Raw genomic sequence first — 14,132 nt, 5'->3', positions numbered from 1 at the left:
TTCCGATCTGGCCGGCCGCGCCGCCCGCCGCCGCGCCCGTCGGCTCCCGCCCCCGCTGCCGCAGCGGGACGGGCTGGACGCGGTGCGCTGGCTCGTGCCGAAGGGCGCCCCCGCCGGACCGGCGGCCTCGATGCTCCTCGCACGCTTCCCCGCCCTCGCGGACCCGGCCGCCACGCCGCTGGCCGAGCGCTTCGCCGCCGGGGAGGTGGTCGACGCCCACGGACGTGCGTGGGCGGCCGACGATGCCGTCGGCGTCGGAGACGAGCTGTGGTTCCACCGCGAGCTGCGCCCGGAGGAGGTGCCGGCTGAGCCGCTGCCGATCCTCTTCCGCGACGAGCACCTGCTGGTGATCGACAAGCCCCATGACGTGGCGACCATGCCGCGCGGCGCCCATGTGCTCGCCAGCGCCCTGGTCCGCCTGCGCCGCGACACGGGGATCGAGCAGCTGGTGCCGCTGCACCGCCTGGACCGTCGCACCGCCGGGGTGCTCGCCTTCGGGGTGCGTCCCGAGGAGCGCAGCGCCTATCAGCAGCTCTTCGCGAGGCGCGAGGTCGACAAGCGCTACGAGGCGCTCGTCCTGCCCGGGCCCGGGTGCACGCTGCCGCGGACCGTCGGGGAGCGCGCCGAGCTCGCGGACCGGATGGAGAAGCGCCGTGGGGAGCTCACCGCGAGGATCGTGCCCGGCGCGCCGAACGCGCACACCGAGCTCGAGGTGCTCGCGGTGGGCGACTCCGAGGGGGAGGGCCCCACGGAGGGCAGGGCGCTGCTGCTGGGGCTGCGTCCCCGCACCGGACGGACGCATCAGCTGCGCCTCCAGCTCTCCTCCCGCGGCGCCCCGATCGCCGGCGAGGACCTCTACCCCGAGCCCTCCCCGGAGCCGGCCGGGCCGCTCCAGCTGCTCGCCCGCTCGCTCGCCTTCACCGATCCGGTGACCGGGCAGGCGAGGGAGTTCCGCAGCGGGCGGGTGCTCGGGGGCCTCGCCCCGGGCGAGCCCCCAGGCACCTGACCGTACGCTGGTCATCGTGAGCACGACCCCGCCCCCGGACCCCGCCGCGACCGTCCCCGCCCCGCGGCGCACCCGCAGCGGCGAGGTGCTCGTCGGCCCCTCGGTCCGCGGCCGCTACCTGCCCGGTGCGCTGATCGGACTGCCACTGGTCTCCCTGCTGCTGAGCCCCTTCGCCGGCGCGGGATTCCAGCAGTGGCGGATCTCCCGACTCCGTGACGGGCACGACGGGCTGCTCGAGCAGCTGCTCGCCCCCGCCTGGACGCAGCTGCTGCTGGGCGCGCTCGCCCTCTGGGCCCTGTTCGCGCTGTGGGCGCTGGTGCCGCTGCTGCTGACGCGCACCGTCGTGCTCCTCGACGAGCAGTCACGGACCCTGCGCCTGCGCAAGGGCCTGCGCACCCGCGACCGCGCCGCGCTCGGCGAGGTCGAGTACGCGGTGGGGGAGGCGATGCGCGGCAGTCTCGGGCTTATCGGTGTGCGCGCGCGGGGGGAGGATCAGGTGCGGCAGTGGGTCGTTCCGGAGATCGGCTGGGACGCCGCCTCCTTCGACGGGCTGCGCGTCCTGCAGGCCGCGGCGGGATTCCGTCCGGCGCCGCCGCGCGAGGTGCTCGTGCACGAGGAGCGGCGCGGCCGCGTGGAGGCGGCGCATCGGGAGCTCGCCGCCCGCCTCGACATGCCCTGGCGGGAGGAGTACGCGCACGACGAGGTCGCCTTCCAGGCCGAGTTCGACCGGGTGCGACGGGTGCTCGGCGGGCGGGAGGAACCCCGGGCCGGCGATCCGCGCCCCTGAGACGACCGCACCCCGGCGGCGTCCTGGAGGACGCCGCCGGGGCGCGGGCGCGGGTGCGGCGGCGGCGGGCTGCGGAGCCGTGCGCCGCCGAGGCCGGCGCCTCAGAAGATCGCGCGCAGCACCAGCACGCCGGCCGCGCCGATGCCCGCGGCGGCGGGCAGGGTGATGATCCAGGCGAGGAAGATCGGCCGCATGAGCCGCCAGTTCGCGGCGTGGTTGACGATGCCCACGCCGAGCACCGCGCCGATGAGGATATGCGTGGAGGAGACGGGCAGCCCCAGCACCGAGGCGAGCAGCACGATCGTCGCTGCCGCCAGCTCCGCGGCGAAGCCGGAGGAGGGGTGCATCGCAGTCAGGCCGGTGCCGACGGTGTGGATCACCTTGCGGCCCACGAACCACAGCCCCGAGACCAACGCGACGCCGAAGGCGATCAGGGCGGCGGTGGGCACCGCTGCCTCCGCGCCGATCTGCCCGGTCTTCAGCACGTCGAGGACCGCCACGAAGGGGCCGATCGCGTTGGCGATGTCGTTGGCGCCATGGGAGAAGGCGAAGGCGCAGGCGGTGAACACCTGCATCCAGCTGAACATGATGAAGGTGGCCCGAGAGATCGACTGCTTCTTCAGCGCGCGCGCGAAGATCGTCGTCGCCATCCACACCCCGAGCGCGAGCATGACCAGCATCAGCACGCCGCCGCCGACGGAGATGTTCAGCCCCACGTTGTCCAGGCCCTTGAACACCAGCATCGCGGCCAGCACCATCGCGGCGCCGGCGGCCAGCGGCGGGACCCGCTTCTCCAGGGCGTGGTAGGCGGCCTTGCGCTCCACCTTGCGGGCCGCCTTGCGCTCCTTCTTGGTCAGATCCGCGGAGGCCTCGATGAGCTCAGCGCCGGGGCCGCCCGGGGTGAGGTCCAGCGCCGCGGACTCCGCGAACGCGGACTGCTGCAGCTCGGTCATGCGCTCGGAGGCGGGCACGTGACGCTGCCACGACTCGTCCGCGTCGTCTTCCTCATCGTCGTCATCGACGTCATCGTCGTCCTCCGCGTCGTCGTAGCCGCGGGAGCCGAGCGCGATCGCGCGAGCGGCGGGGGCGAGGATCCGGCGCTTGATCGCCCCGAACAGGAGGAAGGAGGCGATGCCGCCCAGCAGCGGGGAGAGGATCCAGGACACGGCGATCTTCCCGATCTCACCCCAGTGCACCATGGCGAAGCCGCCGGTGCCCGTGACCAGGCCGGTGGTCACCGCCGCGCCGACGATGCCGCCGATGATCGCGTGCGTGGTGGAGACCGGCCAGCCCATCCTGGTCGCCAGCAGCAGCCACACCGCGGCGCCCAGCAGGGCCGACATCATGATCAGCGCGAAGGCGAGCGGGTCGAGCGACATCCCCTCGAGGTCCACGATGCCGCTGCGCACGGTCTCGGTGACGGAGCCGCCGGCGAGCACGGCGCCGGAGACCTCGAAGACCGCCGCGACGACGAGGGCCTGCTTCATGGTCAGGGTGCCGGCGCCGACGCTCGTGCCGAAGGAGTTCGCGACGTCGTTGCCGCCGATGTTGAACGCCATGAACAGCCCGAACGCGATCGCGAGGATCAGCAGGAAGGCGTTGACGTCGGTGCCGGTGTGGGTGAAGGCCCAGATCGTGAACGCGACCACGGTCGCGAGGGTCAGCAGTCCGGCACCGACGTGCCAGCTGCGATCGAGACCGAGGAAGCCCTGGGTCACGGGGGCGTCGGTCGAGTCCTGGGCGGAGGTGCGTGCCATCGTCGCGTTCCCGGGGTGAGGAGGTACGGGGGAGGGGCGCGGGGGCCGGACGGCCCTCGCGCGCCGCGGCCACTCTAGGCCGAGAAGTGTCATCGTGGTGTCATCGGGGTGAACTCCCGGGGTGGGGCCGGGTCGCGGACGTGGCCGTTCCCACGTCGGACGGCCTGCCCGCCCCGGTTCTCCGGGACGTAGCATTTCTGCATGACGAGCGCGGATCCCTTCGGTTTCATCGGCCTGACCTACGACGACGTCCTGCTGCTTCCCGGGGAGACCGACGTGATCCCCTCCGAGGCGGACACCTCCTCCCGGCTCACCAGGGAGATCACCCTCAAGCTCCCCCTCGCCAGCGCCGCGATGGACACCGTGACCGAGTCGCGGATGGCGATCGCGATGGCCCGCCACGGCGGCATCGGCATCCTCCACCGCAACCTCTCCATCGAGGACCAGGCCCACCAGGTCGACCTCGTCAAGCGCACCCAGACCGGCCGCATCACGAACCCCGTCACGATCGGCCCCGAGGCGACCCTCGAGGACTTCGACGCCCTGTGCGGCCAGTTCCGGGTCTCCGGTCTCCCCGTCGTCGACCAGGGCCAGCGCCTGCTGGGCATCTGCACCAACCGTGACCTGCGCTTCATCCCCGTCGCCGAGTGGTCCACCACCCGTGTCGCCGACGTGATGACCACCGAGCTGTTCACCGCGCCGGAGGACGTCGCCCCCGAGCAGGCCACCGCCCTGCTGCGCAAGAACAAGCGCGAGCGCCTCCCGCTGATCGACGCCGAGGGCCGCCTGACCGGGCTGATCACCGTGAAGGACTTCGTGAAGTCCGAGCAGTTCCCCGACGCCTCCAAGGACAGTCAGGGCCGCCTCCTCGTCGGCGCGGGCGTCGGCTTCTTCGGCGATTCCCTCGAGCGCGCCGGCCAGCTGCGCGACGCCGGCGCCGACGTGCTCGTCGTCGACACCGCCAACGGCCACGCCCGCCTGGCGCTGGAGATGATCCGCACCCTGAAGAACGACCCCTACTTCGCCGACGTCCAGATCATCGGCGGCAACGTCGCCACCCGCGAGGGCGCGCAGGCGCTCGTCGACGCGGGCGCCGACGCGGTCAAGGTCGGCGTGGGTCCCGGCTCCATCTGCACCACCCGCGTGGTCGCCGGCGTCGGCGTCCCGCAGGTCACCGCGATCCACGAGGCCGCCAAGGCCTGCGGCCCCGCGGGCGTGCCGCTGATCGGCGACGGCGGCCTGCAGTACTCCGGCGACATCGCCAAGGCGCTCGTCGCCGGCGCCGACACCGTCATGGTCGGCTCCCTGCTGGCCGGCACCGAGGAGTCGCCGGGCGAGGTCGTGCTCGTCGGCGGCAAGCAGTACAAGGCCTATCGCGGCATGGGCTCGCTCGGCGCGATGTCCTCGCGCGGCAAGAAGTCCTTCTCCAAGGACCGCTACTTCCAGGCCGACGTCCCCAGCGACGACAAGATCGTCCCCGAGGGCATCGAGGGCCGCGTCTCCTACAAGGGGCAGCTCGGCTCCGTCGTCCACCAGCTCATCGGCGGGCTTCACCAGTCGATGTTCTACGTCGGCGCGAACACCGTGCCCGAGCTGAAGGAGCGCGGGAAGTTCGTGCGCATCACCGCGGCCGGGCTCAAGGAGTCCCACCCCCACGACATGGCCGCGATCATGGAGGCCCCGAACTACTCCTCGCGCTGAGCCGTGGCCTCCGCCGACGGATCGGTGCCGTGCTCGTAGCCGATCAGCCAGCGCACTCCGAAGCGGTCGCGGACCTGCCCGTCGGAGGCGCCCCAGGCCCGGCGCTGCAGCGGATCGAGGACCTCTCCGCCCTCGGCGAGCTCCGCGAACCAGGTGCGCAGCGTGGTGGGATCGGCGGCCCCGAGCAGCGCGACCATGAGTCCCCGCGCGGCGAAGGGCTCATCGGCCTCGCCGGCGTCGGAGACGTTTAGGTCCACCGCGCCGCGCAGCATGCCGTGGGCGAGCGCGGAGCCGGGGCCGTCGGTCCGCGCGAACTCGGCGTAGGTCGCCGCGGAGGTCTTCCCGCCGAAGACCCCCTGGTAGAACTCGAGCGCCTCGGCGGCGGTGCCGGGCAGGCGCAGGTACAGGGCGGGCGCGGGCATCGGGTCTCCTCGGGAGCGGGACGATTCGTGTGCCCCGCGATCATTCCTCCTCAGCGCCCGCACGTCCACATCGCCCGCCTCGCGGTCAGCGCTGCGAGGGTGCGCACCTAGGCTGGGACGCATGAGCACCCCTTCCTGGATCGACGCCCCGCTGCTGGGCTTCGACACCGAGACCACCGGCACGAACGTCGAGCGGGACCGTATCGTCACGGTCGCGCTCGTGCACTCCGTCGGCCCCGGCCGCGAGAACGAGACCGTCGCGACCTGGCTGATCGACCCGGGGGTCGAGATCCCCGAGCCCGCCCAGCGCGTGCACGGGATCAGCACCGAGCACGCCCGCGAGCACGGCATGCAGCCCGCCGAGGCGCTCGACGAGGTCGCGGGCATGATCGTCGAGGCACTCGGGAAGGACGTGCCGCTGGTCGCCTTCAACATCGGCTTCGACCTGGCGATCCTCGAGAACGAGCTGACCCGCCTGGGCCTGCCCACGCTCGTCCAGCGGCTCGGCCACGACATCGCGCCCGTGATCGACGGGCTCGTCATCGACCGCGGCGTGGATCGCTACCGCAAGGGCAAGCGCACCCTCACCGACGTCCTCGCCCACTACGACCTCGAGCAGGACGGCCGCCTCCACACCGCCGACGTCGACGTCTCCGCCACGCTGGACGTGGTCCGCGCGATCGCCGCGAAGCACCCGCAGGTCGCCTTCTCCACCCTCGAGGAGCTCCACCGCGAGCAGGTGGGCTGGCATGGCCGCTGGGCCGAGGGCATGAACGAGTGGCTCACGAAGAAGGGCAGGACCCCGGACGTGACCACCGCCTGGCCGCTGTGACGACCCGGGGCGGCGGCCCTCCCCGGCGGCCGGCCCGTCGCGGTCCCCGGGATCGGTAGACTCCCCGGTGTGATGAGCGAGATCGAGATCGGCCGCAACAAGCGGGGACGCCGCAGCTACAGCTTCGACGACGTGGCGGTGGTCCCCTCCCGACGCACCCGGGACCCGGAGGACGTCTCCACCGCCTGGCAGGTGGACGCCTACCACTTCGACATCCCGATCTTCGCCGCCCCGATGGACTCCCTGATGTCCCCGGAGACCGCGATCGCGCTCGGCGAGCACGGCGGACTCGGCGTGCTGGACCTCGAGGGGCTGTGGACCCGCTACGAGGACCCCTCCGCGCAGTTCGACCGCATCGCCGCCGCCTCCGAGGAGGGCGTGGTCGAGGTGATGCGCAGCGTCTACGAGGAGCCGATCAAGCCCGAGCTGATCCGCGACCGCATCCAGCAGCTGCGCGATGCGGGCGTGACCGCGGCCGGCTCCCTCTCCCCGCAGCGCACCCAGGAGCACTGGAAGACGGTCGTCGACGCGGGCGTGGACCTCTTCTTCATCCGCGGCACCACCGTCTCCGCCGAGCACGTCTCCACCGGCCGTGAGCCGCTGAACCTCAAGCGGTTCATCTACGAGCTCGACGTCCCCGTCATCGTCGGCGGCTGCGCGACCTACACCGCGGCCCTGCACCTGATGCGCACCGGCGCCGCGGGCGTGCTCGTCGGCTTCGGCGGCGGCGCCTCGCAGACCACCCGCGAGACCCTCGGCATCCAGGTCCCGCTCGCCAGTGCCGTCGCCGACGTCGCCGCCGCCCGCCGCGACTACATGGACGAATCCGGCGGCCGCTACGTGCACGTCATCGCCGATGGCGGCCTGGGCCGTAGCGGCGACCTGGTGAAAGCGATCGCCTGCGGCGCCGACGGCCTGATGGTCGGTGCGGCCCTGGCCCGCGCCGAGGAGGCGCCCGGCCGCGGCCACCACTGGGGCAGCGAGGCGCACCACCCCACGCTCACCCGCGGCCACCGCGTCCCCGTCGGGACCGTCGCCCCGCTCGAGCAGATCCTCTTCGGCCCGTCGATCTCCGCCGACGGCACCACCAACCTCGTCGGCGCGCTGCGCCACGCGATGGCGACCACCGGCTACCTCGACCTCAAGGAGTTCCAGCGGGTCGAGGTCGTCACCACCGCCTGAGACGACGGCGGGGATGACAGCTCCCGCGGCGAGGAGGACAAGCGCCTCGAGGCGAAGCTGCGGCGCTCCTACTTCCTGTTAGTGGCCGCGTTCTCCCTCGCGGTGTGGATCCTCACGTCCCAGGACCACTGGGCGCTGCGGCCGGGCATCCTGTCGTTCTCGATCCGCTGGGTGGTCGACCTCGGCTCCGGGCTGATCCCGCTCACCCTCGCCCTGGGGCTCGTGCTCCAGGTGCCCCTGCTGCGCCGGCCCCGCCGCGCGGACGCGCCGGGGACGACGCGGAGCAGGAAGGGGGGTGCTCGCTACTGCGCACGTGGCGACGCGGGGACGGGGCGGTCCGAGGACTCCGAGCGGGTCGTCGGCTCGACGGATCCTCCGGCCGCAGTGCACGACGGGGAGGGCGGTGGGGAGCAGGAGCGTCTGCGGATCCCCGGCGGGCCCCTCCCCGAACTCGGCGCGCAGCACCGCTGGGAGATGGCGGAGGCGCTCGGCATCACCTGGCGCGTCGAGTTCGTCCACGACCATCAGGGCTGGGCCGTCGCCTGCCTGGAGGCCGTGCGGCGAGCACCTGCGCCGGCCGGCCGCGCCGTCCCGCGGCCAGGCTCCACGCCTCGGGATCCCCGCGAGATCTCACGCCGCAGGCTCCTCGCCCGAGTCCTCAGGCGGAGCGCACCAGCGCGATGATCCCCCAGATCAGCATCACCAGCGCGACCAGACCGAGCACCACCGGCAGCAGGACGCCGACCCCGATGCTGATCGCGAAGCCACCCATCCCCGCATCCCACAGCGCGACCGACTCGCCGCCGGTGCAGGTCACGGAGACCTCCTGGTCGCCGAAGACCTGCACCGAGTACAGGTCGTAGTAGGGCACGCCGTCCACCGAGCCCATCGAGGAGGAGGCCTCGGCTGGTTCGACGGTGACGTCGGCGCCCTCGATCTCGCAGGTCGTCGTGCCGAGGTCCTCCTGCGGCACCGCGATGGAGTACATGGACCAGGTCGAGGCCTCGAAGCTGTCGCCTGCGGGGTCCAGCGGGGCCATCTCCGTGTTCCCGGTGACGATGAACATGGCACCGATCATCGCCGCGACGATCGGCATCACCACGAGACCGATGGCGTTGGCGACCAGGCCCAGCCCGCCGAAGATCGTGCGCTTCAGCCCGCGGCGGCGACGACGCGGAGCCGGGGCATAGCTGTGGGCAGGGCCGTAGGCAGGCGGATAGGTCATCGGTTCCCCCTCAGGACGCATGGATGCGAAGCACAGGATATCCAGCGGCGCGGCTGACCGGCGCCCTCCGACCGGGACGGCTCGTCACGCTCGACGAGAGCGGCATCGTGCGAGTGAGCCCTGTCGCACGGCGGCGGCGCCTGGCACACTGGGCCTGCTCCGCAGCGATGCTCCGCCGTGTCGACCTGGCCGCCCGCTCGACCTGCTCAGCGCTTCGAGCGCGCGACCTCCAGCGCCTGCTGCGCGATCGCGAGCTCCTCGTCGGTGGGGACGATCAGCACCGTCACCGGCGAGTCGTCGGCCGAGATGACTCGGACGCCCTTGGCGCGCTCGGCGTTGCGCGCAGGGTCCAGGCGGATCCCGAAGCCCTCGAGACCGGAGAGCACGCGCTCGCGCACCTCCGGCACGTTCTCGCCGATGCCGGCGGTGAAGGTGATCGCGTCGAGTCCGCCGAGCACGAAGGCGTAGGAGCCGACGTACTTGCGCAGCCGGTGCACGTACACCTGCATCGCCAGCTCCGCGTCCTGGTTCCCGTCGCGGATCGCGGCGGTGATGTCGCGGAAGTCGCTCTTCCCGCACAGCCCCTGCATGCCGGAGCGCTTGTTCAGCAGGGTGTCGATCTCGTCGATGCCCATCCCCGCGCTGCGGGAGAGGTGGGCGTACACGGCCGGGTCGATGTCCCCGGTGCGGGTGCCCATCACGAGGCCCTCGAGCGGGGTGAGCCCCATGGAGGTCTCCACCGGGTCGCCGCCGCGCACCGCCGAGGCGGAGGCGCCGTTGCCCAGGTGGAGCACGATCTGGCGCAGCGCGGAGGTGTCCTTCCCCTGCGCGGCGAAGTGCGCGGCGACCTGCTCGGAGACGTAGCGGTGGCTGGTGCCGTGGGCGCCGTAGCGGCGGATCCGGTACTCGTCGGCGACCTGCTTGTTCAGCGCATAGGTGCGCGCCGCCTCCGGCAGGGAGGTGAAGAAGGCGGTGTCGAACACGGCCACGTGCGGGATCGCGGGGAACAGCTTGCGGGCCGCGTCGATCCCGTCGACCGCCGCGGGGTTGTGCAGCGGCGCGAGCGCGCCGAGGTCCTTGATCTGGTCCCGCACCCAGGAGTCGATGAGCTTCGGGGCGGAGAAGCGCGCCCCGCCCTGCACCACGCGGTGGCCGACCGCGACCACGTTCGCCTCCTCGAGGGAGAGCCCTGCCTGCTCGAACAGCCGCATGACCACCTCCATGGCCACGACGTGGTTCGGCACCTCGCCCGAGAAGGGCTGCGCGACCGAGCCTGTCTCCAGCCGCGCGACGCCGTTGTCCAGGCCGATCCGCTCGACGATCCCGGAGGCGAAGACCTCCTCCGCGGTCGGGTCCAGAAGCTGGAACTTCAGCGAGGAGGAGCCCGAGTTCAGCACGAGCACCGTCGCGGCGTCCGGGATCGTCCGGGGGCGCTCGGCGCTGTCGGAGGAGGCAGGGGCGGACGTGGTCATGCGTTCTCCTTCGCCGGCTCCGTCGAGGCGTTCTCCGCGTCGGCCGCCTGGGCCTGGATCGCGGTGATCACGACGGTGTTGATGATGTCGTCCACGAGCGCTCCGCGGGAGAGGTCGTTGACCGGCTTGTTCAGGCCCTGCAGGACGGGGCCGATCGCGATCGCGCCGGCCGAGCGCTGCACGGCCTTGTAGGTGTTGTTGCCGGTGTTGAGATCGGGGAAGACGAACACCGTCGCACGGCCCGCGACCGAGGAGTCCGGCAGCTTGGTCTTGGCGACCGAGGCGTCCACCGCGGCGTCGTACTGGATCGGACCCTCCACGTCGAGCGACGGGTCGATGGAGCGCACCAGCTCGGTCGCCTCGCGCACCTTGTCCACGTCGGCCCCGCTGCCCGAGGTGCCGGTGGAGTAGGAGAGCATCGCGATCCGCGGGTCCACACCGAACTGCGCGGCGGTGGTCGCGGACTGAATCGCGATGTCGGCGAGCTGCTCGGCAGTGGGATCGGGGTTCACGGCGCAGTCGCCGTAGACCAGCACCCGGTCCTCGAGCGCCATCAGGAACACCGAGGAGACGATCTTCGCGCCGGGCCTGGTCTTGATGATCTCGAAGGACGGGCGGATCGTGTGGGCGGTGGAGTGGACCGCGCCGGAGACCATCCCGTCGGCCTCGCCCATCTGCACCATCATCGTGCCGAAGTAGGAGACGTCCTGGACCGTCGACCGGGCCTGCTCGAGGGTCACGCCCTTCTTGGCGCGCAGCCGCGCGTACTCCTCCGCGAAGCGTTCGACGTGCTCCGGATCGTGCGGAGAGACCACGCGCGCCTCGGAGATGTCGTGGCCGAGCTGGGAGGCCTTGGCGCGGATCGAGTTCTCCTCGCCGAGCAGCACCAGGTCCGCGACGCCGCGGGCGAGGATCGACTCGGCCGCGGCGAGGATCCGCTCGTCCTCGCCCTCGGGCAGGACGATCGTCTTCTTCTCCCCGCGGGCGCGGGCCAGCAGCTCGAACTCGAACATCATCGGGGTGACCACCTCGCTGCGGGTCACCTCGAGAGCGGAGAGCAGCTCCTCGGTGGGCAGGTGCTCGGCGACCGCGCGGCGCGCCGCGTCGAGCTTCTGCGCGCTCGCGGCGCTGAGCCGGCCGCGGGAGCGGGCGATCCGCACCGCGGTGTCGAAGGTGGACAGCTCCGAGGTGATGATCGGCAGGTCCTGCTGCACGCCGGAGATGAGGCGGTCCACCTCCTCGGGAACCTGATACCCGCCCGTGAGCACGATCGAGGAGAGCGCGGGGAAGGTGCCCGACTGCTGCGCCATGACGAGCCCGGGAAGCAGGTCGTAGCGGTCGCCGGGGGCGATCACGGTGCAGTTCTCGGTGAGACGGGTGAGCACGTTGGGCAGGCTCATCGCCGCGATGACCGTGCCCACGGAGACGCGCTCGAGCCACTCGGGATTGCCCATCAGCAGCGAGCCGTCCACCGCGTCCTTCAGCTCCTGCACCGTCGGCGCCAGGATGACCGGGTTCTCCGGGATCGCGGAGACCAGCGCGCCGGGCACCTTCGCCGAGACGGCCTCGCGCACGGCGTCGAGGGACGCGGCCTCGGCACGGTTGACGATGACGGCCAGCGGCATCGCATGGTGGCCGCCGAACTCGCCGACGGCGACCGCTGCGAGCGCCCCGATCTGGTCCGGGCTGCGGTCCAGCCCCGAGAGCACCACCACCACCGGCGCGCCCATGTTGGCGGCGACCTCGGCGTTGAAGGCGAGCTCGGTGGGGTTGGCGAGGTCGTCGTAGTCCGAGCCGAGCACGACCAGCACGCTGTAGCGCTCGACGAGCTCGCGATGGCGGGCGAGGATCCGCTCGTGGGCGGCATCCGGATCGGACAGGACCAGCTGGTGGTCCACCCCGATCGCGTCCTCGTAGGCCTGGTCGACAGCGGGATGGCGGATGAGCAGGTCCACCGCATAGTCGCGCGTGGACGTCGAGCGCACGACGGGGCGGAAGACCCCGACGCGATCGGATCGGGAGGCGAGGGCTTCGAGCAGACCGAAAGCCACCATCGACTTGCCGGTCATCCCCTCCGGGCTGGCGATATACACACTCTGCGACACGACCCCAGCATAGGCGCGCAGCCCTCCCGTGGCACGGGGCCGGGAGTCCCGGCCAGGAGCCGTCGGCTCGGGTACGGGGGAGCGGCCGACGGGCCGCCGCGCGCCGCGCCGAGACGACGGTCCGAGACAACGGGGACCCCGACGGCGCAGGTGGGGCGGGCCCGGCCCCGGCGAGGTGGATTCCCGACGTGATCGAGGTCCCTCTCCAGGCCCCGTCCGGGCGCCGCCTCGTACCATGGTGGCCATGCTCCGCGTCGCCCTCCGTCCCCGATTCCTCGGGCTGCTCGCCCTGATGATCGTGGCGACGATCGTGTGCGGTCTCCTCGCCGGATGGCAGTGGGACCGCGCCCACCGCGCGCTGACCGACAAGGCCGACGGCCCCCAGCAGATCGGCGACATCCGCGAGGTGGTCGGCGTCGGCGACGCCGTCACCAACGAGATCGTCGGCGACATCGTCACGGCCGACGGACGCTTCGCCGCCGGCGAGCAGGTGCTCGTCCCCGGCCGCCGGATCGAGGGGCAGGACGCCGTGATCGTGGTGACCGCCTTCCTCGTCGAGCTCGAGGACGGCACCGAGGCTCGCCTGCCCGTGGCCCGCGGCTGGCTGCCCGCCGAGGACGTGGCCGGCGAGGACGGCGCGCTCGATCCCGCCCTCGCCCCCGCCGCGCCCGAGGGGGAGGTCCACCTCTCCGGACGCCTCGAGGCGAGCGAGTCCGCCTCCGGCGGCGTCGTCGACGGCGTGGCGCGGGAGATCGCGACCCCGCTGCTGGTCAACGAGTGGGGCTCGCCCATGTACGCCGGCTATCTCGCGCTGGACGAGGCCGAGGCCCCGCTCTCGGCGCTGCCCGCCGCGGAGTCCCAGTTCTCCCGCGGCCTGGACTGGCAGAACATCGGCTACTCCTTCCAGTGGGTGGCGTTCGGCGTGTTCTTCCTGTACCTGTGGTGGCGCTCGGTGCGCACCGCCTATCGCGACGAGCTCGACGACCGTCGCGAGGAGGTCGAGAGGCTGCTCGCCGAGGCCTCCGGCGACGGGCCCCGCCCCGGGCCGTCGGCCGGCGCCCAGCCCTCCGACGGCGCCGATTCCGCCCCGAGTGCCGACCCCGCCGCCGACCGCTCCGCCGGCGCGGACCACGCCGCCGGACTCGCCCCCTCGGGCATCGCCCCGAGCTCCCGCCCCGCCCCCCAGCAGAACCCCGACAAGGACGTGTGACCGTGCCCGCAGAACGCCCCCTCGACGAAGTCGCCGCCAGGACCTCCTTCGCCCGCTTCCGCGTGGCCTCCATCGTGGAGGGGATCGCGCTGCTGGTGCTCGTGGGCATCATGACCATGCGCTATGTCGTCTTCGGCGGCGACGCCTGGTTCACCTCGACCTCCCCGTTCTGGGAGCAGGTCTCCTCGGTGTGGTCCCCGATCCACGGCCTGATCTACATGGTCTACGTGGTGCTCGGCTTCGACCTGTGGATGAAGATGCGCTGGGGCCTGCCGCGGATGCTGCTGCTGATGTTCTTCGGCGTCGTCCCGGTGCTGTCCTTCTTCGGTGAGCGCTGGACCCACCAGCGCGTCGAGTCCGATCTCGCGCGACGCCCCACGATCCAGGACCAGGAGCGGGTCTGACCGCTGGGTGACCGGGCCCTTCCTGTTCG

The 14,132-nt window shown here is 72.4% G+C and carries 13 protein-coding genes; 8 read left to right on the top strand and 5 right to left on the bottom strand.

Going from position 1 to position 14,132, the window contains the following annotated elements; translation table 11 throughout:
* Together L3K22_RS12485 and L3K22_RS12480 are read left to right on the top strand one after the other, a co-directional pair.
* Positions 1-1,006 (top strand): pseudouridine synthase (locus tag L3K22_RS12485; RefSeq protein WP_308445938.1); only part of this gene is annotated, 1,006 nt, incomplete at its 5' end.
* A 16-nt stretch (positions 1,007-1,022) separates the two neighbouring features.
* Positions 1,023-1,793, top strand: coding sequence for a hypothetical protein (locus L3K22_RS12480; RefSeq protein WP_263311649.1), 771 nt, complete (start codon positions 1,023-1,025; stop codon positions 1,791-1,793).
* A 101-nt stretch (positions 1,794-1,894) separates the two neighbouring features.
* On the opposite strand, the gene L3K22_RS12475 is transcribed toward L3K22_RS12480, so the two are convergent.
* Positions 1,895-3,550, bottom strand: coding sequence for an inorganic phosphate transporter (locus tag L3K22_RS12475; protein ID WP_263311648.1), 1,656 nt, complete (start codon positions 3,548-3,550; stop codon positions 1,895-1,897).
* Between the two features lie 201 nt (positions 3,551-3,751).
* Between L3K22_RS12475 and guaB the strand changes: the two genes are divergently transcribed.
* A complete protein-coding gene (gene guaB, locus L3K22_RS12470; RefSeq protein ID WP_263311647.1) occupies positions 3,752-5,251 on the top strand; it encodes an IMP dehydrogenase in 1,500 nt (499 codons plus the stop codon).
* Here the strand turns inward: guaB and L3K22_RS12465 are convergent.
* On the bottom strand, positions 5,236-5,673 hold the full coding sequence (locus L3K22_RS12465) for a VOC family protein (protein WP_263311646.1): 438 nt from the start codon (positions 5,671-5,673) through the stop codon (positions 5,236-5,238). The genes guaB and L3K22_RS12465 overlap by 16 nt on opposite strands.
* Before the next feature lie 121 nt (positions 5,674-5,794).
* On the opposite strand from L3K22_RS12465, the gene L3K22_RS12460 reads away from it, so the two are divergent.
* The 3 genes from L3K22_RS12460 to L3K22_RS12450 all read left to right on the top strand — a co-directional run bounded on the left by L3K22_RS12460 (position 5,795) and on the right by L3K22_RS12450 (position 8,371).
* Positions 5,795-6,505, top strand: coding sequence for an exonuclease domain-containing protein (locus tag L3K22_RS12460; RefSeq protein WP_263311645.1), 711 nt, complete (start codon positions 5,795-5,797; stop codon positions 6,503-6,505).
* 72 nt (positions 6,506-6,577) lie between these two features.
* The gene (locus L3K22_RS12455) at positions 6,578-7,687 is read left to right on the top strand and encodes a GuaB3 family IMP dehydrogenase-related protein (protein WP_259882886.1); all 1,110 of its coding nucleotides are present in this window, start codon (positions 6,578-6,580) and stop codon (positions 7,685-7,687) included.
* Between the two features lie 81 nt (positions 7,688-7,768).
* Positions 7,769-8,371: a hypothetical protein gene (locus tag L3K22_RS12450; protein ID WP_263311644.1), complete on the top strand. Its 603-nt coding sequence runs from the start codon at positions 7,769-7,771 to the stop codon at positions 8,369-8,371.
* Here the strand turns inward: L3K22_RS12450 and L3K22_RS12445 are convergent.
* The 3 genes from L3K22_RS12445 to pta all read right to left on the bottom strand — a co-directional run bounded on the left by L3K22_RS12445 (position 8,346) and on the right by pta (position 12,489).
* Positions 8,346-8,912, bottom strand: coding sequence for a hypothetical protein (locus L3K22_RS12445; RefSeq protein ID WP_259882884.1), 567 nt, complete (start codon positions 8,910-8,912; stop codon positions 8,346-8,348). The two genes, L3K22_RS12450 and L3K22_RS12445, sit on opposite strands and share 26 nt — an antisense overlap.
* Positions 8,913-9,118: 206 nt before the next feature.
* Positions 9,119-10,384, bottom strand: coding sequence for an acetate kinase (locus L3K22_RS12440; protein ID WP_259882883.1), 1,266 nt, complete (start codon positions 10,382-10,384; stop codon positions 9,119-9,121).
* Complete coding sequence (gene pta / locus L3K22_RS12435; RefSeq protein ID WP_263311643.1) at positions 10,381-12,489, bottom strand: phosphate acetyltransferase; 2,109 nt, start codon at positions 12,487-12,489, stop codon at positions 10,381-10,383. The genes L3K22_RS12440 and pta overlap by 4 nt, the downstream gene beginning before the upstream one ends.
* 244 nt (positions 12,490-12,733) lie before the next feature.
* On the opposite strand from pta, the gene L3K22_RS12430 reads away from it, so the two are divergent.
* Both L3K22_RS12430 and L3K22_RS12425 read left to right on the top strand, forming a co-directional pair.
* The gene (locus tag L3K22_RS12430) at positions 12,734-13,699 is read left to right on the top strand and encodes an SURF1 family protein (protein WP_263311642.1); all 966 of its coding nucleotides are present in this window, start codon (positions 12,734-12,736) and stop codon (positions 13,697-13,699) included.
* A gap of 2 nt (positions 13,700-13,701) precedes the next feature.
* Positions 13,702-14,103: a DUF3817 domain-containing protein gene (locus L3K22_RS12425; RefSeq protein ID WP_083840098.1), complete on the top strand. Its 402-nt coding sequence runs from the start codon at positions 13,702-13,704 to the stop codon at positions 14,101-14,103.
* The last annotated feature ends 29 nt before the right edge of the window (positions 14,104-14,132 follow it).

The organism is Brachybacterium atlanticum, from assembly GCF_025669985.1.
GTDB lineage: Bacteria > Actinomycetota > Actinomycetes > Actinomycetales > Dermabacteraceae > Brachybacterium > Brachybacterium conglomeratum.
This window is presented reverse-complemented; position numbering and strand designations above follow the sequence as displayed.

Bases quoted from the DNA above. Each gene is read 5' to 3' on its own strand.
- L3K22_RS12455 (WP_259882886.1), top strand. From the start codon at position 6,578: ATGAGCGAGATCGAGATCGGCCGCAACAAGCGGGGACGCCGCAGCTAC.
- L3K22_RS12445 (WP_259882884.1), bottom strand. From the start codon at position 8,912: ATGACCTATCCGCCTGCCTACGGCCCTGCCCACAGCTATGCCCCGGCT.
- L3K22_RS12475 (WP_263311648.1), bottom strand. From the start codon at position 3,550: ATGGCACGCACCTCCGCCCAGGACTCGACCGACGCCCCCGTGACCCAG.
- L3K22_RS12430 (WP_263311642.1), top strand. From the start codon at position 12,734: ATGCTCCGCGTCGCCCTCCGTCCCCGATTCCTCGGGCTGCTCGCCCTG.
- guaB (WP_263311647.1), top strand. From the start codon at position 3,752: ATGACGAGCGCGGATCCCTTCGGTTTCATCGGCCTGACCTACGACGAC.
- L3K22_RS12465 (WP_263311646.1), bottom strand. From the start codon at position 5,673: ATGCCCGCGCCCGCCCTGTACCTGCGCCTGCCCGGCACCGCCGCCGAG.
- L3K22_RS12460 (WP_263311645.1), top strand. From the start codon at position 5,795: ATGAGCACCCCTTCCTGGATCGACGCCCCGCTGCTGGGCTTCGACACC.
- L3K22_RS12440 (WP_259882883.1), bottom strand. From the start codon at position 10,384: ATGACCACGTCCGCCCCTGCCTCCTCCGACAGCGCCGAGCGCCCCCGG.